Source organism: Pseudomonas sp. GXM4, assembly GCF_008923895.1.
In the GTDB taxonomy this organism is placed as follows: Bacteria; Pseudomonadota; Gammaproteobacteria; order Pseudomonadales; family Pseudomonadaceae; genus Aquipseudomonas; species Aquipseudomonas atacamensis.
This window is the reverse complement of record NZ_WBRZ01000060.1, coordinates 1-22,863: the sequence shown is the minus strand read 5'-3', so window position 1 is coordinate 22,863 and position 22,863 is coordinate 1. Positions and strand designations below refer to the sequence as shown.

Here is a 22,863-nt window from a genome sequence, read left to right as displayed (position 1 = left end):
TCGCGAAAGCGCCAGCCGCCTTCACACCGTCAGCGGTTCAACCTTGCGCGTAAGCAGTTCGACAAACGCCTTGGCCATCGGTGATTTCTGGTCTTTGCGCTGCACCAGCCATACTGCTGAAATTGCCTCCGGATCGAGCAACGGACGGTAGACCACGCCGTCGATGCGCATGCGTTGGTAGGACGCCGGCAGCACCGATACACCGAGGCCCGCTGCGACCAGACCGATGATGGTCATCGCCTCGCCAGCCTCTTGGGCAAAGTGCGGGCTGAAGCCGGCGTCACGGGCCAGGCTCAGCAGTTGTGCGTAGAGCCCGCTGCCATAGCTGCGCGGGAAAAACACGAATGGCTCCAGCGCCAGCGCCGATAGAAACAGACCTTCATCGCTACTTTGGGCCAGTGGATGCTTGGAACTGAGCACCGCCACCAATGGCTCGCGCATCAACTCCACAACACTCAGCGAATCCGGCAATCCGAGCGGGCGCATGATCCCGACTTCGATAGACTCGTCCACCAGAGCATCGGCGACCATGGTGCTGCTCATTTCGCGCAGGTTCAGATGCACCGCCGGAAAGCGCTGACGAAAGGAAAAAATCGCCTGCGGAATCGTCGAATTGAACGGCGCCGACGAGGTGAAGCCAATCTTCAATTCACCCAGCTCGCCAAGTTGCGCACGGCGGGCGACATCCGCTGCCTTGTCGACTTGCGCCAGCACCAGCCGCGCCTCCTGCAGAAACAGGCGACCGGCCTCGCTCAACTCGACCCGACGATTGGTGCGCTCGAACAAGCGCGCGCCGAGCTGTTGCTCCAGCGCCTGAATCTGCTGGCTCAGTGGTGGCTGGGAGATGCCCAGCACCTGTGCGGCCCGGCCGAAATGCAGTTCTTCGGCGACTGCGATGAAGTAACGCAGATGACGCAGTTCCATAGGATTTCCATTAGGTCGCTGAAGCTATCAAACAGGTCGAACAATATATTGGATAGAAACATTAGCCAGCTATATGATTTTTTCATTGCCTGCCCGGCTGTGCTTTCCGAGGTCTGAAGTGAAAACTGCTGTCGCGCCCCTTGCCCACGAAATCCCGCCCGCTGCCGGCGACGATACCCTCGCCGAGCTGCAAGAGATCTACATCGAAAAAGGCACGCCGGCATTCATGCGCACGGTGCTGGCGCTGTTCTGTGGCGGCTTTGCGACGTTTGCCCTGCTCTACTGCGTACAACCGATGATGCCGCTGCTGTCCCACGAGTACGGGATCAACGCGGCGCAGAGCAGTCTGATCCTCTCGGTGGCAACCGGCATGTTGGCCTTCGGCCTGCTGATCACCGGGCCGATCTCCGACCGCATCGGCCGTAAACCAGTGATGGTCGCGGCGCTGTTCGCTGCCGCGTTGTGCACCATCGCCAGTTCGATGATGCCGAGCTGGCACGGCGTATTGATCATGCGCGCGCTGATCGGCCTGTCGTTGAGCGGCCTGGCAGCGGTGGCGATGACCTATCTGAGCGAAGAAATCCATCCACAGCACATCGGCCTGGCGATGGGTTTGTACATCGGCGGCAACGCGATCGGCGGGATGAGCGGGCGCTTGATAACCGGCGTGCTGATCGACTTCGTCAGCTGGCACACGGCGATGCTGGTGATAGGTGGTCTGGCGCTGGTCGCGGCGGCAGTGTTCTGGAAGATCCTCCCGGAGTCGCGCAACTTCCGCGCCCGCTCACTGCACCCGCGCAGCCTGCTCGACGGCTTCACCATGCACTTTCGCGACGCCGGCCTGCCGCTGCTGTTTCTTGAAGCGTTCGTGCTGATGGGCGCGTTTGTCACGCTGTTCAACTACATCGGCTACCGCTTGCTGGCTGCGCCGTACAACCTCGATCAGGTATTTGTCGGATTGCTCTCGGTGGTCTACCTGTCGGGGATCTACAGCTCGGCGAAGATCGGTTCGCTGGCGGACAAACTGGGGCGGCGCAGAGTGCTCTGGGCGACCATTGCACTGATGTTCGCCGGACTGGCACTGACCATGTTCACCTCGTTGTTGCTGGTGATCGTCGGCATGCTGGTGTTCACCTTCGGCTTCTTCGCCGCGCACTCGGTGGCGAGCAGCTGGATCGGCCGGCGCGCGTTGACCGCCAAGGGTCAGGCGTCGTCGCTGTATCTGTTCAGTTATTACGCCGGTTCGAGCATTGCCGGGACGGCGGGCGGGGTGTTCTGGCATCTGGGCGGGTGGAACGGGATCGGGTTGTTTATTGGTGCGTTGTTGCTGATTGCCCTGCTGGTGGCGTTGAAGCTGGCGAAGTTGCCGCCGCTCCCTGGGAGCGCAAAGGTTTAGCGACAACTGCGCCCTAGCGGTAATCGCACGCCAAGGTACACTGACGACATTCGTCTGCTTTGGTAAAGGGAAGCCAGAATGCGCCTGGACCGACTCCACATTAGGAATTTTCGTTGCTACGAAGATGCCACGTTTGACTTCCAGCCTGGGTTCAATCTGGTGGTGGGGGTCAATGGCAGCGGTAAGACGTCACTGCTCCAGGCCATTGCTGTTTCCTTCATCGAATTCGGCAACGCGGTAAAGCCGAGTCAGATCTCAATAAAAGATGAAGATATTCGCTTCGTCATTGACCGCTTTGAAAACAGAAGCCGTTTCGAACGGCAGTACCCGCTGCTGGTACAAGGGACGGGGGTGTTTTTTGGCGCAACCGAATGGATTCTGAAACGAGACGGAGATGGCTTTCCCCCACTCGTGAATTCAGCTTTCGAGGCTGAGTTGGTCAAGCTCAGGCAGAAGATCAACCTGGCCATGCCGGTCGATTTACCGATGCTGGCGTTCTATCGCTCCAATCGTCGCTGGCAAGGCGCAGGCGTATCAGCAGAGTTTGCAGCCAAACAACGCCTGTCGCGTTTTGATGGTTATGCAAACTGGTTCGATGCGGTGGCAGATCTCAGTGATTTCGAGAGCTGGTTGATCGGCAGAACACTGGAACGAATGCAGGATCTTCTGGATGCCAATCAACATTCTGCAGATTTCAACGACGAGCTGGTTTGGGTCAACAGTGCTATAGCTTGCGCAATTCCTCATGCACAAAATCTGCGCTATGACCTCAGGTTGCAAAGCTTGCTGATCGACATCGACCAGAAAACCATTCCCTTCAATCACCTCAGTGACGGTCAGCGCGGCATGATCGCGCTATTCACCGACATCGCCCGCCGTATGTGCATCCTCAACCCTCATATGGGCAAGGACGCCCTGAAGAATACATCAGGCGTGATCATCATTGATGAACTGGATATTCATCTGCATCCTGCGTGGCAACGCAGCATCGTTCCGGCATTGACGACAGCGTTCCCCAATGTCCAGTTCATCGCCGCCAGTCACTCCCCGCAAATCATCGGCAGCTTGAAGCCCGAAGAGGTGATCGTCCTGCACAACGGCGAATCCTCACACCCTCGCGTTACCTATGGTCTGGACTCCAGCAGCGTGCTCGAAGAAGTCATGGGCGTTGAACAGCGCGAACCCGAGATTGAAAACCTGCTCTCGGAGCTTTTTTCAACCTTGGAGAAGAACGACCTGCAAAGGGCGAAATCGCAGCTTGAGGCCCTGAAGAAGAAGGCTCCGGATCTTCCGGAGTTTGCCGGTGCAGAGGCACTGCTCAGGCGCAAGGAGATTCTTGGTAAATGAAGCGAGTGCTCAAAGGAACTGAACCCGCCTCATTCACAGACTGGAAAAGCTCGGCAAACGATGAATGGGTTCCGACCTACCCAACTTTGCAAAACCCGCAAAAGCGCGAGCTACACACGGCCTTGTTACAGGAACAAGGGTCACTCTGCTGTTATTGCGGCAGAGAGATAGAAGCAGCCACCAGTCACATAGAACATTTTCGCCCTCAAGAGCACTTTGAAGCCCTTGCGCTGGACTACGAAAATCTTTTCGCGTCTTGCCTGCGTGAAACCATGCCAGGTAACCCACTGCATTGTGGGCATCGCAAAGCAAACTGGTTTGAAGAAGCCTTGCACATATCTCCAATGGATGAGCAATGCGAACTGCGCTTCCGATATCTGCAGAATGGCGGAATTCAGCCCGCAGACTCTGAAGACCTGCCAGCCGCCAAAATGATTGAAGTTCTGGCGCTCGATATTGCCTACCTGAACAACCGACGCCGAGACACGATCCGTCGACTGTTTGATGATGAATTCATCGCGAGCGCCAGCAATGAAGACCTTGAACGCCTCGTCACTGTGATTCGAGCGGCCAACGCCTCCGATCAAAAGCCTTTCGACCACATCATCGCCCGCTACGCCGAGCAACTGCTCGGTCGTTAAGGTTAGTTCAAACAAAAACGCCCGGCATTGGCCTGGCGTTTTTTACTGTCGCTGATCACTCGTGATACTGCGCCGACAGCTCATGCACCGCACGCAGGAACGCGCCGGCATGTTCCGGATCAACTTCCGGGGTGATGCCATGACCAAGGTTGAACACGTGGCCGCTGCCCTTGCCGTAGCTGGCGAGGATGCGCCCGACTTCAGTGCGGATCGCTTCCGGTTTGGCGTAGAGCACGGTCGGGTCCATGTTGCCTTGCAGCGCGACCTTGTCGCCGACACGGGCGCGGGCGTTGCCGATGTCGCAGGTCCAGTCCAGGCCAAGGGCGTCGGCGCCGGCTTCGGCGATGCTTTCCAGCCACAGGCCGCCGTTCTTGGTGAACAGAATCACTGGCACTTTGCGCCCGTCATTCTCGCGGATCAGGCCGCTGACGATTTTCTTCATGTAGGCCAGGGAGAATTCCTGATAAGCCGCCGCCGACAGGTTGCCGCCCCAGGTATCGAAGATCTGCACCGCTTGCGCACCGGCCATGATCTGGCCGTTGAGGTACGAAGTCACCGATTGCGCCAATTTGTCGAGCAGCAGGTGCATGGCTTGCGGGTTGTCGTAAAGCATCGCTTTAGTCTTGCGGAAGTCTTTCGACGAGCCGCCTTCGACCATGTAAGTCGCGAGGGTCCACGGACTGCCGGAGAAACCGATCAACGGCACGCGACCGTTGAGCTCGCGACGGATGGTGCTGACCGCATCCATCACGTAGCCGAGGTCTTTGTGCGGATCCGGGATCGGCAAGGCTTCGATATCGGCCATCGTGCTGACAACTTTCTTGAAGCGCGGACCTTCACCGGTCTCGAAGTACAGGCCCTGGCCCATGGCATCGGGAATGGTGAGGATGTCGGAAAACAGGATCGCCGCGTCCAGTTGCGGGTAGCGGTCAAGCGGTTGCAGGGTGACTTCGCAGGCGAACTCCGGATTCATGCACAGGCTCATGAAGTCGCCGGCATGGGCGCGGCTGGCGCGGTACTCCGGCAGGTAGCGACCGGCCTGGCGCATCATCCACACAGGGGTGACGTCAACGGGTTGCTTGAGCAGGGCGCGGAGGAAACGGTCGTTCTTCAGGGCAGTCATGTCGGCATCCGGAAAAAAAGTGCGGGCATGGTCTCAAAAGACAGCGGCAAGCAGCAAGCTACAAGCGGCAAGTTAAAAGCAGGATTGCTTTGTAGCTTGCCGCTTGTAGCTTGAAGCTTGCCGCTGGCGTCGTCAGACGCCCAGATAATCGAGGATCCCTTCAGCCGCATTGCGCCCTTCGAAGATCGCCGTCACCACCAGGTCGGAACCGCGCACCATGTCGCCACCGGCGAAGATTTTCGGGTTGCTGGTCTGGTGCTTGTACTGACCTTGCTCAGGCGCAACAACGCGGCCCTGGCTGTCGGTCTGGATCTCGAACTGTTCGAACCACGGTGCCGGGCTCGGACGGAAGCCGAAGGCGATGACCACGGCGTCGGCCGGGATGATCTCTTCGGAACCCGGGATCGGCTCGGGGCTGCGACGGCCACGGGCGTCCGGTTCGCCGAGACGGGTCTCGACCACTTTCACGCCTTCAACCTTGTCTTCACCGACAATGGCGATCGGCTGGCGGTTGTAGAGGAATTTCACGCCTTCTTCCTTGGCGTTCTTCACCTCTTTGCGCGAGCCGGGCATGTTCGCTTCGTCACGACGATAAGCGCAGGTCACCGACTTGGCGCCCTGACGGATCGAGGTGCGATTGCAGTCCATCGCCGTGTCGCCGCCGCCGAGTACCACGACCTTCTTGCCTTTCATGTCGACGAAATCTTCCGGCGACTTTTCAAAGCCCAGGTTGCGATTGACGTTGGCGATGAGGAAGTCCAGCGCGTCATAAACGCCCGGCAGATCCTCCCCGGCAAAACCGCCCTTCATGTAGGTGTAGGTGCCCATGCCCATGAACACCGCGTCGTATTCGGCGAGCAGTTGTTCCATGGTCACGTCTTTACCGACTTCGGTGTTGAGACGGAACTCGATGCCCATGCCGGTGAAGACTTCGCGACGATTGCTCAGCACGGTCTTTTCCAGCTTGAACTCGGGGATGCCGAAGGTCAGCAGGCCGCCGATTTCCGAGTTCTTGTCGAACACAACCGGGGTTACGCCGCCACGCACCAGCACGTCGGCACAACCCAGACCCGCCGGGCCTGCGCCAATGATCGCCACGCGTTTGCCGGTCGGTTTGACCTTGGACATGTCCGGGCGCCAGCCCATGGCGAACGCGGTGTCGGTGATGTACTTCTCGACCGAACCGATGGTCACCGCGCCGAAGCCGTCGTTGAGGGTGCAGGCACCCTCGCACAGGCGATCCTGGGGGCACACCCGGCCGCAGACTTCCGGCAGGGTGTTGGTCTGGTGCGACAGCTCGGCGGCCTGAAGGATGTTGCCTTCGGCGACCAATTTGAGCCAGTTTGGAATGAAGTTGTGCACCGGGCACTTCCATTCGCAATACGGGTTGCCGCAACCCAGGCAGCGGTGGGCCTGATCGGCCGACTGCTGGGGTTTGAACGGTTCGTAGATTTCAACGAACTCTTTCTTGCGTTGACGCAACAGTTTCTTCTTCGGATCCTTGCGCCCGACATCGATGAACTGGAAGTCGTTATTCAGACGTTCAGCCATTGTTAAAACCTCATCAAACTCTTCAGGCGCATATCACTGCGGGTTGGCACGAGTGCTGGAAAGCAGGGTTTTCAAGCTGGCAGCCTTGGGCTTGACCAACCAGAAACGCCGCAAGTAATCGTCGAGGTTCTCAGCGAGCTCACGACCCCACTCGCTGTCGGTTTCGGCGACGTACTCGTTCAGCACGTTCTGCAGGTGGCTGCGATAGGCTTCCATCGCCTCGCCGCTGATCCGCTGGATCTCCACCAGTTCGTGATTGACCCGGTCAACGAAAGTGTTGTCCTGATCGAGCACGTAGGCGAAACCACCGGTCATGCCAGAGCCGAAGTTGTAACCGGTCTTGCCCAGCACGCAGACGAAACCACCGGTCATGTACTCGCAGCAGTGATCGCCAGTGCCTTCCACAACCGTGTGGGCACCGGAGTTACGCACGGCGAAACGCTCGCCTGCGGTGCCGGCGGCGAACAACTTGCCGCCAGTGGCGCCGTACAGGCAGGTGTTGCCAATGATGGCGCTTTCCTGAGTCTTGTAGATGCTGCCCTTCGGCGGCACGATGACCAGCTTGCCGCCGGTCATGCCTTTGCCGACGTAGTCGTTGGCGTCGCCTTCCAGGTACATGTTCAGACCGCCGGCGTTCCACACACCGAAGCTCTGCCCGGCCGTGCCTTTGAAACGGAAGGTGATCGGCGCCTTGGCCATGCCCTGGTTGCCGTGCTTGCGCGCGATTTCGCCGGAGATCCGGGCGCCAATCGAACGGTCGCAGTTGCAGATATCCAGCTCAAACTCAGCACCGCTGAGGCCGTTGATCGCCGACGAGGCCAGCTCGACCATCTTCTCCGCCAGCAGACCTTTGTCGAACGGTGGGTTGCGCTCGACGCCGCAGAACTGCGGTTTGTCCGCCGGGATGTGATCGCTGCCCAGCAGCGGGGTCAGGTCCAGGTGATGTTGCTTGGCGGTCTGGCCTTCGAGGATTTCCAGCAGATCGGTGCGACCGATCAGCTCTTCGAGGGAGCGCACGCCCAGTTTGGCCAGCCACTCACGGGTTTCTTCGGCGACGTAGGTGAAGAAATACACCACCATGTCGACGGTGCCGATGTAGTGATCCTTGCGCAGTTTTTCGTTCTGCGTCGCGACGCCAGTGGCGCAGTTGTTCAGATGGCAGATGCGCAGGTATTTGCAGCCCAGTGCGATCATCGGCGCGGTACCGAAGCCGAAGCTCTCGGCGCCGAGGATCGCGGCTTTGATCACGTCGAGACCGGTTTTCAGGCCACCGTCGGTCTGCACCCGGACTTTGCCGCGCAGGTCGTTGCCGCGCAGGGTCTGGTGGGTTTCAGCCAGGCCGAGTTCCCACGGTGCGCCGGCGTACTTGATCGAGGTCAGCGGCGAAGCACCGGTGCCACCGTCGTAGCCGGAAATGGTGATCAGGTCGGCATAGGCCTTGGCCACACCGGCGGCGATGGTGCCGACGCCCGCTTCTGCTACCAGCTTCACCGAAACCAGCGCCTGCGGGTTGACCTGCTTCAAGTCAAAGATCAACTGCGACAAATCTTCGATCGAATAGATGTCGTGGTGCGGCGGTGGCGAAATCAGGGTCACGCCCGGCACTGCGTAACGCAGCTTGGCGATCAGCCCGTTGACCTTGCCGCCCGGCAGTTGCCCGCCCTCGCCCGGCTTGGCGCCTTGGGCGACCTTGATCTGCAGCACTTCGGCGTTGACCAGGTATTCCGGGGTTACACCGAAACGGCCGGTGGCAACCTGCTTGATTTTCGAACTCTTGATGGTGCCGTAACGCGCCGGATCTTCACCACCTTCGCCGGAGTTGGAACGCGCGCCGAGGCGGTTCATGGCTTCGGCCAGGGCTTCGTGAGCTTCCGGCGACAGTGCGCCCAGCGAGATACCGGCGGAGTCGAAGCGCTTGAGCACCGACTCCAGCGGCTCGACTTCACTGATGTCCAGCGGCGTGTCGAGGGTCTTGACCTTGAACAGGTCGCGAATCATCGACACCGGACGGTTGTCCACCAGCGAGGTGTATTCCTTGAACTTGGCGTAGTCGCCCTGCTGCACAGCGGCTTGCAGGGTGTTGACCACGTCCGGGTTGTACGCGTGATATTCGCCACCGTGGACGAACTTCAGCAGACCGCCCTGCTGGATCGGCTTGCGCGGACTCCAGGCTTCGACGGCGAGCGCTTTCTGCTCGGCTTCGATGTCGACGAAACGCGCGCCCTTGATCCGGCTCGGCACGCCACGGAAGCTCAGCTCGCAGACTTCTTCAGACAGACCAATGGCCTCGAACAGCTGCGCACCACGGTACGAAGCGATGGTCGAGATACCCATCTTCGACAGGATCTTCAGCAGACCTTTGGTGATGCCTTTGCGGTAGTTCTTGAACACCTCGTAGAGGTCGCCCAGCACTTCACCGGTACGGATCAGGTCGCCCAATACTTCGTAGGCCAGGAACGGATACACCGCCGAGGCGCCGAAACCGATCAGCACGGCGAAGTGGTGCGGGTCACGGGCGGTCGCGGTTTCAACGAGGATGTTGGAATCGCAACGCAGGCCCTTCTCGGTCAGGCGGTGGTGCACGGCACCGGTCGCCAGCGAAGCGTGGATCGGCAGCTTGCCCGGGGCGATATGGCGGTCGCTGAGGACGATCTGGGTACGCCCGGCACGCACGGCTTCTTCAGCCTGATCGGCAACGTTGCGGATCGCCGCTTCGAGGCCGAGGCTTTCGTCGTAGTTGAGGTCGATGATCGCCCGTTCGAAACCCGGACGGTCGAGGTTCATCAGCGAGCGCCACTTGGCCGGCGAGATCACTGGCGAGCTGAGGATCACGCGCGAGGCGTGTTCCGGCGACTCCTGGAAAATGTTGCGCTCGGCACCGAGGCAGATTTCCAGCGACATCACGATCGCTTCACGCAGCGGGTCGATCGGCGGGTTGGTGACCTGCGCGAACTGCTGGCGGAAATAGTCGTACGGCGTGCGTACACGCTGGGACAGCACGGCCATCGGCGTGTCGTCGCCCATCGAGCCCACGGCTTCGTAACCTTGCTCGCCAAGCGGGCGCAGCACCTGATCACGCTCCTCGAACGTGACCTGATACATCTTCATGTACTGCTTGAGCTGATCGACGTCGTAGAAAGCCGAACCGTGGTCGTTGTCTTCCATGGTCGCCTGAATGCGCAGGGCATTCTTGCGCAGCCATTGCTTGTACGGATGACGGGATTTCAGACGGTTGTCGATCGCATCGGTGTCGAGGATCTGCCCGGTTTCGGTATCCACGGCGAAGATCTGGCCCGGGCCGACGCGACCCTTGGCGAGCACGTCTTCAGGCTGGTAGTTCCACACGCCGATTTCCGAGGCGAGAGTGATGAAACCGTTCTTGGTGGTCACCCAGCGCGCCGGACGCAGACCGTTACGGTCGAGCAGGCACACCGCGTAGCGACCATCGGTCATCACCACGCCGGCCGGGCCGTCCCACGGCTCCATGTGCATCGAGTTGTACTCGTAGAACGCACGCAGATCCGGGTCCATGGTTTCGACGTTCTGCCACGCTGGCGGAATGATCATGCGCACGCCACGGAACAGGTCGATGCCACCGGTGACCATCAGTTCGAGCATGTTGTCCATGCTCGATGAGTCGGAACCAACACGGTTGACCAGCGGGCCGAGTTCTTCCAGATCCATCAGATCGTTGGTGAACTTGGTCCGCCGGGCCTGTGCCCAGTTGCGGTTACCGGTGATGGTGTTGATTTCGCCGTTGTGGGCGAGGAAGCGGAACGGCTGCGCCAGCGGCCATTTCGGCAGGGTGTTGGTGGAGAAGCGCTGGTGGAACACGCAGATCGCGGTTTGCAGGCGCTCGTCACTCAGGTCCGGATAGAACGCGGCCAGGTCGGCCGGCATCATCAGGCCTTTGTAGATGATGGTCTTGTGCGAAAAGCTGCAGATGTAATGGTCGGTGTCAGCGGCGTTGGCCACCGACGAACGGCGACGGGCGCTGAACAGCTTCACGGCCATGTCCTGATCGCTCAGGCCTTCGCCGCCGATGTAGACCTGCTCGATCTGCGGCAGACGCTCAAGGGCCAGGCGGCCGAGGACGCTGGTGTCGATCGGCACTTTGCGCCAGCCGATCAGTTGCAGGCCTTCGGCGAGGATCTCGCGGTTCATGTTCTCGCGAGCGGCTTCGGCCTTGGCCGGATCCTGATTGAAGAACACCATGCCCACAGCATATTGCTTGGGCATATCGACGCCGAAGCTTTCCTGGGCAATGGCTCGCAGGAAGGCGTCGGGTTTTTGAATCAGCAGACCGCAACCGTCACCGGTCTTGCCGTCGGCATTAATCCCACCGCGGTGGGTCATGCAGGTCAGGGCCTCGATGGCCGTTTGCAAAAGGGTATGACTGGGCTCGCCCTGCATATGAGCTATCAGGCCGAAACCGCAGTTATCCTTGAATTCATCTGGTTGGTACAGACCTGCTTTCATAGACACTTTCTCACCAGGCTGCCTCTACTCGAGGCAAATTTCTTTTCAATTCAACCACTTGCGTTCCGCGCCGAACGTACGCCGGCTTAGCGGGGGCAAAAGGGTGGTCATTGTACACAGCGACACAGAGGCTCACAAATTTGACGACGAACTGTCGCAAATTCATGTCGCATTTGTGAAAGGTTTAAAGCGATCTGCTGTGCTAGTCAAAACTTTTTTAAATTCTGACCGCAACGACTCAAAAACTACTGTGACGCAGACACCACAAGGCACGCGGCCCTTTCAGGCGGCGCGCACTCGTGGAGATTTTGAGGTGCCGGGAGAGGCGGCCTGGGTAAGGCCGCCGAATCTTCAGCGAGTTGTTGCCAGTTCCTGTTGGACGCTGGCGACAGTGCGAGGCCAAGGTTTACCAGCCTGAACCTTCGCTGGCAAGGCCTTGATGGCAGAAACGGCCGCATCACGATTGGCAAAGTTGCCGTAGGTGATCACGTAAAGCGGCTTGCCGTTGAGGACTTTCTTGAAATAACGGTACTCGCCGCCCTGCTCCTTGACGAAGTTCTGCGCGGCGGTCTCCGAGCTGGTGCCGAGGATCTGCACGACATAGTTGCTGGTCGGCTGACCGGCGTACCAGCTGCCACCGGCAGCCTTGGCCACGGTAACGGGCTTGTCGGCAGGCTTGGCCGGAGCAGGAGCCGGTTTCGCAGCTGGCGCCGGGGTGGCCGGAGCAGGCTTGGCTGTGGCGATCTGCGTCGGTGCCGGGGTTGGCGCCGGTTTGGCGGCAGGAGTCGGAGCCGGTGTCGGCGCAGGACCGGCCGGAACGCCTGCAGGTGGTGCAGAGGTGGTCACGGTCGGCGGGGTATCGCTGGAGCCTTCCAGTGGCACGCCGTCATCGCCTTCGGTGATGCCACCGGCGGCTTCAGCGAGCGGGCCACGCATGACCGGCTGCGAGTTGCCGACCAGCGGCAGCGGCATCGGCTGGGTGTTGCCGGCGAATTCGACGGACGGGTTGGCGCCGTTCGCTGCACCCTGACCCAATGGCAGTTGCGCCTGTTCATTGGCCGGAGCGCCGGTGGTCGGTGCCTTGCTGCGACCCGGCATCAGCCAGGCGGCGGCAACCGCGACCACAACGACGGCGGAAATCGCCAATACGTGTTTCTTCGGCATGTTGAACCCCATACTTGGACGCTTGACCGCGGAGCGGCTGGCAATCATGACTTCGATCAGTGCATCGCGAGCGACCTGGTTGATGTTGCCCGGCCAGCCCTCGGAGCTTTCGTGAATATCAGAGATCTGATCTGCGGTGAAAAGTTCGACACCCCGGCCCGCGCCTTCCAGCCGCTGGTCGAGATATTCGCGGGTCTCTTCTTCGGTGTACGGCTGCAATTCGATGACATGGAAACGCTCTTCTTCGAGCTGCAACGCCTCGAGCTGAGCGATCAGCGACGACTCGCCGAACAGGAACACATGCGGACGACCTTCCGGCGTGCCGGCGCCGAGCGCCATCAACGCTTCCAGCGCGGACTCGTCGAGCTGCTCGGCATCGTCCACCAGCAGATAGACTTCCTGCCCGGTCAGACCCAGTTGCACCACCTGCTCGAGAATCGCGCCGACTTCGGCCTGAGCGACATCCAGCGCCTGCGCCACCTGGCGCAGCACGCCGGCCGCATCACCGGCGCCACGGGCGGAAACCACCACGCTCTGCACCGATTGTTTATTGGTGCTGGCCACCAGCGCCTGCCGCAGCAGGGTCTTGCCGCTGCCTTGCGGGCCGGTGACCACCAGCAGCAACTGGCTGTAACGCGCCAGGTGATGCAGTTGACCCAGCACCGGTTTGCGCTGGGCCGGGAAGAATTTGAAGCCCGGCACCCGTGGCGCGAACGGGTCGTGACTTAACTGGAAATGGCCGAGAAACGCCTCGTCGGCATGCAAACTAGTCATCGGAATCGTTTTAACCTTTAAGCTGAGCCAGGGCGCGGTAATCCGCTCCCAGCGTGGCCTGTAGAACCTCTTTCGGATAATCGTCGGTCACTACCGCTTCGCCCATCCGGCGCAGCAGCACCAGGCGCAGACGACCGTCGATCACTTTTTTATCAATTGCCATGTGTTGGAGAAAATCGGCTTCGGTCATCTCTGTCGGCGGAATGACCGGCAAGCCGGCACGCTGGAACAGACGAATGCCGCGGTCACGCTCCTGCTCGCTGATCCAGCCCAGGCGCGCAGACATTTCAAGCGCCATCACCGTGCCCGCCGCGACCGCCTCGCCATGCAGCCAGACACCATAGCCCATGTGGGTTTCGATGGCGTGGCCGAAGGTGTGGCCGAGGTTGAGGGTGGCGCGTACGCCGGTTTCCTTTTCATCGGCGCCGACCACCGCAGCCTTGGCCGCGCAGGAACGCTCGATCGCATAGGTCAGCGCGGTTTGATCCAGCGCGCGCAGAGCGTCGACGTTTTCTTCCAGCCAGGTCAGGAACGGTTCGTCGCAGATCAGACCGTACTTGATGACTTCCGCCAGGCCCGCCGACAACTCGCGCTCCGGCAGGGTTTTCAGCGATGCGGTATCGATCAGCACCACGTTCGGCTGATAGAACGCGCCGACCATGTTCTTGCCCAGCGGATGGTTGATGCCGGTCTTGCCGCCGACCGAGGAATCGACCTGCGACAACAGCGTGGTAGGAATCTGGATGAAATCGACACCGCGCTGATAACAGGCGGCCGCGAAACCGGCCATGTCGCCGATCACCCCGCCGCCCAAGGCGATCACGGTGGTGCGGCGGTCATGACGGGCGGTCAGCAAACCATCGAAAATCAGTTGCAGGGTTTCCCAGTTCTTGAAGGCTTCGCCATCAGGCAACACCACCGAGATCACCGAGAACTGCGCAAGGCTGCGGGTCAGACGTTCGAGATAGAGCGGCGCGACGGTTTCGTTGGAGATGATTGCCACCTGCCGCCCGTGGATATGCGGCGCCAGCAGTTCCGGCTGATCCAACAGACCTTCGCCAATATGAATCGGGTAGCTGCGCTCGCCTAGATCGACCTTGAGTGTCTGCATGTGTCCCCACAGTGAAGATGGAAGCAGGCATCCTGCCCTGAAATTATTGGTGTTCTGCGGCCTGTAGCGGTATGACGCCGCTCGCCCGGCATCCGCCACACCCTCGGCGGACGCTGACAGGACGCCGAGGATAGCGCATTTCGGACGATGCTTTAACGGGGCGGCAACTGCGCGAGGCGGTCGAGAATGTCGAGCACCACCATGCGTGGCGGCCGCTCGTCGGTTTCCACCACCAGATCGGCAATTTCCCGATAAAGCGGATCACGGATCTCGAGCAGGTCGCGCAGGGTTTTCGCCGGATCGGCGGTACGCAGCAGCGGCCGATTGCGATCACGGGAGGTGCGGCCGACCTGCTGCTCGACGGAGGCGTGCAGATACACCACGCGCCCGCCTTCATGCAGGGCCTTGCGATTGGCATCACGCATCACCGCGCCGCCGCCGGTCGCCAGCACCACACCATCGAACGCGCAGAGCTCGGCGATCATCGCCTGCTCACGGTCACGAAAGCCGGGCTCGCCTTCCTTGTCGAAGATCCATGGGATATTGGCACCCGTGCGCAGCTCAATTTCCTTGTCGGAATCCTTGAACGGCAGGCGCAGCTCTTTGGCCAGCAATCGGCCGATGGTGCTTTTGCCAGCACCCATCGGTCCTACAAGTATCAAATTTCGCACAGAATCAACGACTCACAGCAATCGCCTGGTTATTCATGATACGCGGAGTGAGAAATACCAGCAGCTCGGATTTTTTCTCCGAAACCACATCACGCCGGAAAAGGCGGCCAAGATACGGCACATCGCCAAGAAATGGCACCTTATCTACGACCTTGCTTTGAGTATTTGAAAAAACACCGCCGATTACGATGGTCTCGCCGTCATTTACCAGCACTTTGGCATTGACCTCGTTTTTCTTGATCGGCGGCACATCCTGCACTTTGTTCAGGTAGTCCGGCTCATCCTTGGTGACCTTGACCTCCATGATGATGCGGTTGTCCGGGGTGATCTGCGGAGTGACTTCCAGCGACAGCGAGGCCTCCTTGAACGACACCGAGGTCGCGCCACTGGAGCTGGCCTCCTGATAGGGAATCTCGGTGCCTTTGAGGATCTTCGCGGTTTCCTTGTCCGAGGTGACCACTTTCGGCTGCGAGACGATTTCGCCGTTGCCGGTCTTCTCCATCGCCGTCAGTTCGAGATCCAGCAGCACGTTGTCGGTGATGAATGCGATGCCGATCCCCGAAGTGTTATTGACCGTGCCCATGTCGACGAACGGCGAGTTGGTGCCGGTGCTGCCCGGCGTACCGATGGTGCTCGAGGAGCCATTGACCCCGGAGGCGTTCCAGTTGCCCTTGTTCTGCACCGAACCGCCCCAGCGCACGCCCAGGCTCTTGTCGTAATCGACGTTGGCCTCAACGATGCGCGCCTCGATCATCACCTGGCGCACCGGAATATCCAGCTGCGCGACGATCCGCCGGAGTTCGTCGAGGCGATCCTGGGTCTGGTAGGCAATGATGTTGTTGGTTCGCTCATCGACGGTAATCGAACCGCGCTCGTCGACCTTGGCCTCGGCACTGGTCACCGACTGGAACAGCTTGGCGATGTCCGCCGCCTTGGCGTAATTGACTTGCAGCAGCTCACGACGCAGGGGCGCCAGCTCGGCGATCTGCTTCTGCGATTCCAGTTCCTGACGCTCGCGAGCGGCAATTTCATCGGCCGGCGCGACCAGCAGCACGTTGCCGATCTTGCGCTTGTCCAGCCCCTTGGTTTTCAGCACCAGATCCAGCGCCTGATCCCACGGCACGTTCTGCAGGCGCAAAGTGATACCGCCCTGCACCGTATCGCTCGCCACCAGATTGAGATTGGTGAAGTCCGCGATCAGCTGCAGCACCGAGCGCACGTCGATGTCCTGAAAATTCAGTGACAGCTTGTCGCCGACATAGGCCTGACGGTCGGCGTTGCGCTTTTGCAGGTCGTCGATGCTCATCGGCCGCACGCTCACGGTGAGCTTGTTGTCGGTCTGAAACGTGGAGTAGTCGAAGGTGCCGCTGGGCTCGACACTGATCACGGTGCGATCGCCGGTGAGCGCTGCGTTGACGAACTGCACCGGCGTGGCGAAGTCCTTGACGTCGAGGCGCACGCGCAGCTTTTCCGGCAATTGCGTGCGGGCGAAGCTGAGGATGATCTTGCCATCGTGCTCCTGGATATCCGGGGCGATGGTCGGATCAGAGAGGTCGATGACTACGTTGCCCTCGCCCTCGGTGCCGCGCTGGAAATCGACGCCGCGAATCGCCCTGCTTCGTTGCGCGGCTGGTCTGGCAGGTGCCGCAGCGGCCGTGGCGGCACGCGGTGCCACGGCAGCCGGGCGCGGCGCAGTCGCGGAAGCGCCCTGACCGACCACCACAAACAGATTATTGCCCTCGACCCGCGTGCTGTAAGGCGCCAACTGCGTCAGGCTGACAATCAGCCGCGTGCGATCCTTGGCTTCGGCCACCGTGGCCGTGCGCGCGTTGCCGCTGCCCAGATCAAGATTCCTGTTGGCCAACTGGCTGGTCACGCCCGGCAGATCCAGTGCAATGCGTGCCGGTGACTCGGTTGTGTAGCCCTTGGGCTGTGTGGGCGGGCCGTCGAACGACAGCTTCAGTTCGACGCGGTCACCCGGCAGCGCGGCAACATCCAGCGCTTTCAGACTGGCCGCCATTACCATCGGTGACACCAGCGCTATCCATAGCGAAAAACCGAGGGTGGAGAAAATCCTGTTCATTGTTCGACTTCCACTATGAGTGCTCTTTCAAAGGAATGGTGCGCGGCCGCTCCAGCCAGGCGCCGGCGCCGTCGGGCACGATCTCCACGACATCGACCTGGGTAGGGCTGATGGCGACGATGCGGCCGTCGTTGCGGCCCAGGTAGTCGCCGACCTTCAGGCGATGCACCCCGCCTGCGCCGCGCAACAGCGCAAACGAGCCCGAGGCATTGGCGATCGTGCCGACCATTTCGAACTGCTCGATATTGAATCCTTCAAGATATTGCTTGACCCGGTTGGGGTCGGGTTTGACGTTGCGCGAGCCGTGCTTCTGCCCGGCCAGATCGACCCGCGCCTGCCGCGAAAACGGGCTGCGCAGGTTGGCGGCGCTGTAAGTGAATGTGGGGTAAGACCGGAATGTCGGCGTTGGTTCAATCTTGCCCGCCGGACGCAGGCGCACTTCGTTGAGGTAAGCGTCGAGGTCGCTGAAGTCATCACCGCCACCGCAACCGCTCAACGCCAGCACCATGGGCAGGACGAGATAACGAATCGGGGTCATTTCTCCAGCCCCTTGTCGTTATAGCGGTACGTCTTGGCAAGAATACTCATGCGCAGCTTCGTCCCGCCCTCGGGATTGGCCGGCGCCAGTTCGAAATCGTGCAGAGTCACAATCCGTGGCAGGCCGGCGACGCCGCTGACGAAGGTGGCGAGGTCGTGATAGGCGCCGGTCACGGTGATCTGGATCGGCAGTTCGATGTAGAACGGCTGAGTCACTTCCGGCAGCAGTTTGATCTCTTCGAATTCCAGGCCGCTGCCCAGACCGGTGCGGGTGATGTCTTCGAGCAGGCCCGGCACTTCGGTGTCGCTGGGCAATTGCCGCAGCAGCACGCCGAAGGTGTTTTCCATTTCCTTCATTTGCTGGGTATAGAGCTCAAGGTTCGCCGACAGCCGCGCCTTGCTGGCGAATTGTTCCTTGAGGGTGGTTTCCTCTTCGCGCTTGAGGTCGAGCTGATTTTCCATGTCGCTGATGAAGAAGTAATAGCCAAGCGCGAGGATCAACACCATCACCAGCGCACCGCACAGGGTTTTTACCGCCGGGGGCCAGGAGCCGATATTGCTGGTGTCGAGGTCGTTGAAATCGACGTTGCGCAGGCTTTGCAGCCACTCGGAGGCGTTCATTGCTCGTCCTCCACAACCTTGGGCTGGGTCTGACGAACGGTCAGCTGGAAGACGTTGGCCTGTTCGACTTGATCAGCGCTGGTGGCCTTGACCTCATTCAGGCTTGGCGCGTCGAACCAGTCGGACGCGTCGAGATTGCGCATCAGCTCGGAGACCCGGTTGTTCGACTCCGCCGCGCCACTGATGGACAGGGTCTTGCCGGCCATTTTCACATCGGTGAAATACACGCCGTCCGGCAACGTGCGTGCCAACTGATCGAAGATTCGCCCGCTGATCTGCCGGTTGCCCTGCAGGTCCTGGATGATGCGCATGCGCTCGACTAATTGCTGGCGGCGCGCCTTGAGCTCGCTGATTTGCTTGATGCGTTCGTCGACCACGGCAATCTGTTTGCCGATGTAATCGTTGCGCGCCATCTGCCGCTCGATGGCCGCGGTGATGATCTGGTCGGCAATCAGCACCGCGCCGATCGAGCCGGCCAGCACGCCGATCAGGACCAGCAGAAAGCGCTTGCGCCGTTCTTCGCGGCGCTCCTCGCGCCAGGGGAGAAGGTTGATCCGCGCCATCAGTCGAAACTCCTGAGCGCGAGCCCGCAGGCAATCATCAAGGCTGGCGCATCACTGGCCAGCGCCCCAGCATTGACTTTGCTGCCTAAAGCCATGTCGGCGAACGGGTTGGCGACCTGCGTCGGCGTATCCAGACGCTGTTCGATCAGACGGTCCAGGCCGGGCACCGAGGCGGTGCCGCCGGCGAGCAGGATATGGTCGACCGCGTTGTACTGGCCGGAGGCGAAGAAGAACTGCAGCGAGCGCGAGACTTGCTGCACCAGCGCCTCGCGAAATGGCTGCAAGACCTCGCTGACGTAATCGTCAGGCAGCCCGCCCTGCTTTTTCGCCAGGCCTGCCTGTTCGACCGTGAGGCCGTAGCGGCGCTGGATCTCTTCGGTGAGCTGGCGCCCGCCAAACAATTGCTCGCGGGTGTAGATGATCTTGCCGTTGTGCAGGACGCTGAGGGTGGTCATGGTCGCGCCAATGTCGACCACCGCCACGGTCAGGCGCTCCTGGGAGGCCGCCAGATGCGTTGCCAGCAGGCCGAACGAGCGCTCCAGCGCGTAGGCCTCGACATCCACCACCCGCGCGGTCAGGCCGGCGAGCGCCAGCGCCGCTTCACGCACCTCGACGTTTTCCTTGCGACAGGCGGCGAGCAGCACGTTGACCCGTTCCGGGTTGCGCGGCGAGACGCCCTGGACTTCAAAGTCGATGGCGACTTCGTCCAGCGGATAGGGAATGTATTGGTCGGCCTCGATCTTGAGCTGGTTTTCCAGTTCGTCGTCGGACAGCCCGGCGTCCATCTCGATGACCTTGGTGATCACCGCCGAACCCGCCACTGCCACCGCCACGCTCTTGACCCCGGTACGCGCCTTGACCAGCAGGCGGCTCAGTGCCTGGCCAACGCCCTCGAGTTCGGCGATGTTCTTTTCGACCACAGCGTTCGCCGGCAACGGCTCCACCGCGTAGGCCTCGACCCGGTAGCGCTCGCCCTGACGGCTCAGTTCCAGCAGCTTCACCGACGTGGAGCTGATGTCGATCCCCAGTAACGCATTGGTCTTTTTATTGAAGAGTCCCAGCACTACCAATTCCCTATGACTTTCCGTGAGTTACGGACTCTGTAATACGCATTGCGTTCCTTCACCCCCGTCTTGACAGAAGCGCCAATGACGCCTCCGACGGAAAAGTGCTTATAATGCCCAGCGATTTTTTCCGCTTTTTACTGCCCGCGCGGATGGCTCTGTGTGTAACCGCAGCCCCGTGCCAAATTCATTCTTTGCCCTGGATGTCCAAAAGCCTTGATTCGTCTGCTGAAATTTTTCGGTTGGTCCATCGTCGCCGTTTTCTGCGGACTGCTCTTAGGTCTCAGCGGCGCCTTTCTTTACCTTAGTCCGGGTTTGCCGTCTGTGGAGGCGCTGAGAAGCATTCAGTTGCAGATTCCTCTGCGCGTCTACAGCAGCGACAACAAGTTGATTGCAGAATTTGGCGAAATGCGCCGTACACCGATCCGTTTCGCCGACATTCCGCCCAATTTCATCAATGCGTTACTAAGTGCTGAAGACGACAATTTTGCCAATCACTATGGCGTCGACCCGAGCAGCCTGATGCGCGCGGCAACGCAATTGGTCAAGAGTGGGCACATTCAGTCCGGCGGCAGCACCATCACCATGCAGGTGGCGAAGAACTTCTTCCTCACCAGCGAGCGCAGCTTCTCGCGTAAAACCACAGAAATTCTCCTGGCCCTGCAGATCGAACGGCAGCTGACCAAGGACGAGATCCTTGAGCTGTACGTCAACAAGATCTACCTGGGTAACCGTGCCTACGGCATCGAGGCGGCGGCGCAGGTGTATTACGGCAAATCGATCCGTGACATCAGCCTCGCGCAGATGGCGATGATCGCCGGCCTGCCGAAAGCTCCGTCGCGCTTCAACCCGCTGGCCAACCCTGCGCGCAGCAAAGAACGCCGCGACTGGATCCTCGGGCGCATGTACAAGCTGGGCAAGATCAGCGAAGCCGACTACACCGCCGCGATCAACGAGCCGCTGAACGCCAGCTACCACGTGCCGACCCCGGAAGTGAACGCACCGTACATCGCCGAAATGGCCCGCGCCGAAATGGTCGGCCGTTATGGCAGCGAGGCCTACACCGAAGGCTTCCGCGTCACCACCACAGTGCCAAGCAACCTGCAGGAAATGGCCAACACCGCACTGCACGAAGGTTTGATGACCTACGATCAGCGCCACGGCTACCGTGGCCCCGAGTCGCGCCTGCCGGGCAAGACCCGCGAAGCCTGGGCCAGCGAACTGACCAAGCAGCGCACCATCAGCAGTCTCGAACCTGCGATCGTCACCCAAGTCGATAAAACCGGACTGCAAGTGTTGACCCGCACTGGTGAAGAGCACGTTGCCTGGGACACGATGAAATGGGCGCGACCGTTCCTCAATACCAACAGCATGGGCGCCAACCCGCGCCAGCCGTCGGATGTCGCGCAGGTCGGCGATCTGATCCGCGTGCAGCGCCAGACCGACAATTCGCTGAAATTCAGTCAGATTCCGCAGGCTCAGGGCGCGCTGGTGTCGCTGGATCCGCAGAACGGTGCGATCCGTTCGCTGGTAGGTGGCTTCGCTTTCGAGCAGAGCAACTACAACCGCGCCATGCAGGCCAAGCGTCAGCCGGGTTCGAGCTTCAAGCCATTCGTTTACAGCGCTGCGCTGGATAACGGCTACACCGCTGCCAGCCTGGTCAACGATGCGCCGATCGTGTTCGTCGACGAGTACCTGGACAAGGTCTGGCGGCCGAAGAACGACACCAACACCTTCCTCGGCCCGATCCGCCTGCGTGAAGCGCTGTACAAGTCGCGCAACCTGGTGTCGATCCGCCTGTTGCAGGCCATGGGCGTGGGCAAGACCATCGACTACATCACCCGCTTCGGCTTCAACAAGCAGGACCTGCCGCCGAACCTGTCGCTGGCACTCGGCACCGCAACGCTGACGCCGATGGAAATCGCCACTGGCTGGAGCACCTTTGCCAACGGTGGCTACAAGATCACTCCGTATATCATCGACAAGATCGAAAGCCGTAACGGTGACACTTTGTTCGTCGCCAACCCGCCGACCGTGCCACAGGGTGGTGCGGCGACCGACGGTATCGCTGCGCCGGCTACCGAGTCGTTCACGGTCAATGCCGCTCCGGTTGCCGGTGAAGCGTCGGCCAATCCGGCAGTGCCGCAAGCGCCGGCCGTGGCCGAACGGATTGTCGATGGACGTACCACCTACATCCTCAACAGCATGCTGCAAGACGTAATCAAACTCGGCACCGGCCGGCGCGCACTGGCCATGGGCCGCAGTGACATCGCGGGCAAGACCGGTACCACCAACGAATCGAAAGATGCCTGGTTCTCTGGCTACAACGCTGATTACGTAACCACGGTGTGGACTGGTTTCGACCAACCGGAAAGCCTCGGTCGCCGTGAATTCGGCGGTACTGTGGCGCTGCCGATCTGGATGAATTACATGTCGGCCGCGCTGAAAGACAAGCCGCCGCATGTACAGCCTGAGCCAGAAGGCTTGCTCAGCCTGCGGGTAGACCCGGTCAGCGGCCGTGCAGCAACACCGAGCACACCGGGTGCGTACTTCGAACTGTTCAAGGCCGAAGACACGCCGCCATCGGTGAACGAGCTGGGCAACGGCGCAGTGCCAGGCAGCCCGCTGCCGGCGGATGAACAGGCGCCGATCGATTTGTTCTGATCCTGATGCCGCAAAAAGGCCCCGCCTTCGTGAGAAGTGCGGGGCTTTTTATTACCCGAAGATCAAAAGCCCCTCACCCTAACCCTCTCCCAGAGGGAGAGGGGACTTACCGAGTTGTCTGGGGTCAAACACCGACCTGAAAGTGTGGTG

16 protein-coding genes are annotated in these 22,863 nt (G+C 60.5%); 4 read left to right on the top strand and 12 right to left on the bottom strand.

The features are described from left to right. Nucleotides 1-21 precede the first annotated feature (21 nt). Nucleotides 22-924 carry a LysR family transcriptional regulator gene (locus tag F8N49_RS10660; RefSeq protein ID WP_076565243.1) on the bottom strand — a complete coding sequence of 301 codons (903 nt, stop codon included), beginning with the start codon at nt 922-924 and terminating at the stop codon, nt 22-24. Between the two features lie 118 nt (nt 925-1,042). Between F8N49_RS10660 and F8N49_RS10655 the strand changes: the two genes are divergently transcribed. From F8N49_RS10655 to F8N49_RS10645, 3 genes are all read left to right on the top strand, one after another. Then, nucleotides 1,043-2,320, top strand: a complete 1,278-nt coding sequence (locus F8N49_RS10655; protein WP_151551369.1) for an MFS transporter — start codon at nt 1,043-1,045, stop codon at nt 2,318-2,320. 78 nt (nt 2,321-2,398) lie between these two features. After that, nucleotides 2,399-3,667, top strand: a complete 1,269-nt coding sequence (locus F8N49_RS10650; protein ID WP_122747981.1) for an AAA family ATPase — start codon at nt 2,399-2,401, stop codon at nt 3,665-3,667. Continuing rightward, nucleotides 3,664-4,308, top strand: coding sequence for a retron system putative HNH endonuclease (locus F8N49_RS10645; protein WP_071174148.1), 645 nt, complete (start codon nt 3,664-3,666; stop codon nt 4,306-4,308). Before F8N49_RS10650 ends, F8N49_RS10645 begins: the two co-directional genes overlap by 4 nt. A gap of 55 nt (nt 4,309-4,363) precedes the next feature. Here the strand turns inward: F8N49_RS10645 and hemE are convergent, their stop codons facing one another. The 11 genes from hemE to F8N49_RS10585 all read right to left on the bottom strand — a co-directional run bounded on the left by hemE (nt 4,364) and on the right by F8N49_RS10585 (nt 20,049). After that, the gene (gene hemE / locus F8N49_RS10640) at nt 4,364-5,431 is read right to left on the bottom strand and encodes a uroporphyrinogen decarboxylase (protein ID WP_122747980.1); all 1,068 of its coding nucleotides are present in this window, start codon (nt 5,429-5,431) and stop codon (nt 4,364-4,366) included. 132 nt (nt 5,432-5,563) lie between these two features. Further along, on the bottom strand, nt 5,564-6,982 hold the full coding sequence (locus F8N49_RS10635) for an FAD-dependent oxidoreductase (protein ID WP_151551367.1): 1,419 nt from the start codon (nt 6,980-6,982) through the stop codon (nt 5,564-5,566). A gap of 33 nt (nt 6,983-7,015) precedes the next feature. Continuing rightward, nucleotides 7,016-11,461, bottom strand: coding sequence for a glutamate synthase large subunit (gene gltB / locus F8N49_RS10630; protein WP_151551365.1), 4,446 nt, complete (start codon nt 11,459-11,461; stop codon nt 7,016-7,018). A 351-nt stretch (nt 11,462-11,812) separates the two neighbouring features. Continuing rightward, nucleotides 11,813-13,399, bottom strand: a complete 1,587-nt coding sequence (locus F8N49_RS10620; RefSeq protein WP_056787348.1) for an AAA family ATPase — start codon at nt 13,397-13,399, stop codon at nt 11,813-11,815. A gap of 10 nt (nt 13,400-13,409) precedes the next feature. Continuing rightward, nucleotides 13,410-14,510 (bottom strand): 3-dehydroquinate synthase, encoded by a 1,101-nt coding sequence (aroB, locus tag F8N49_RS10615; RefSeq protein ID WP_122751646.1) that lies wholly within the window; start codon nt 14,508-14,510, stop codon nt 13,410-13,412. A gap of 152 nt (nt 14,511-14,662) precedes the next feature. After that, the gene (gene aroK / locus F8N49_RS10610; protein WP_024011270.1) at nt 14,663-15,181 is read right to left on the bottom strand and encodes a shikimate kinase AroK; all 519 of its coding nucleotides are present in this window, start codon (nt 15,179-15,181) and stop codon (nt 14,663-14,665) included. 4 nt (nt 15,182-15,185) lie between these two features. After that, a complete protein-coding gene (gene pilQ / locus F8N49_RS10605; RefSeq protein ID WP_122747977.1) occupies nt 15,186-17,264 on the bottom strand; it encodes a type IV pilus secretin PilQ in 2,079 nt (692 codons plus the stop codon). A 13-nt stretch (nt 17,265-17,277) separates the two neighbouring features. Next, nucleotides 17,278-17,802, bottom strand: coding sequence for a pilus assembly protein PilP (locus F8N49_RS10600; protein ID WP_071174144.1), 525 nt, complete (start codon nt 17,800-17,802; stop codon nt 17,278-17,280). Then, nucleotides 17,799-18,422 (bottom strand): type 4a pilus biogenesis protein PilO, encoded by a 624-nt coding sequence (pilO, locus tag F8N49_RS10595; RefSeq protein ID WP_122611070.1) that lies wholly within the window; start codon nt 18,420-18,422, stop codon nt 17,799-17,801. The genes F8N49_RS10600 and pilO overlap by 4 nt, the downstream gene beginning before the upstream one ends. Next, nucleotides 18,419-18,985 carry a PilN domain-containing protein gene (locus F8N49_RS10590; RefSeq protein ID WP_016772051.1) on the bottom strand — a complete coding sequence of 189 codons (567 nt, stop codon included), beginning with the start codon at nt 18,983-18,985 and terminating at the stop codon, nt 18,419-18,421. Before F8N49_RS10590 ends, pilO begins: the two co-directional genes overlap by 4 nt. After that, on the bottom strand, nt 18,985-20,049 hold the full coding sequence (locus tag F8N49_RS10585) for a pilus assembly protein PilM (protein ID WP_024011266.1): 1,065 nt from the start codon (nt 20,047-20,049) through the stop codon (nt 18,985-18,987). Before F8N49_RS10585 ends, F8N49_RS10590 begins: the two co-directional genes overlap by 1 nt. Nucleotides 20,050-20,268: 219 nt before the next feature. On the opposite strand from F8N49_RS10585, the gene F8N49_RS10580 reads away from it, so the two are divergent. After that, nucleotides 20,269-22,713, top strand: coding sequence for a penicillin-binding protein 1A (locus F8N49_RS10580; protein WP_371857552.1), 2,445 nt, complete (start codon nt 20,269-20,271; stop codon nt 22,711-22,713). Nucleotides 22,714-22,863 lie beyond the last annotated feature (150 nt).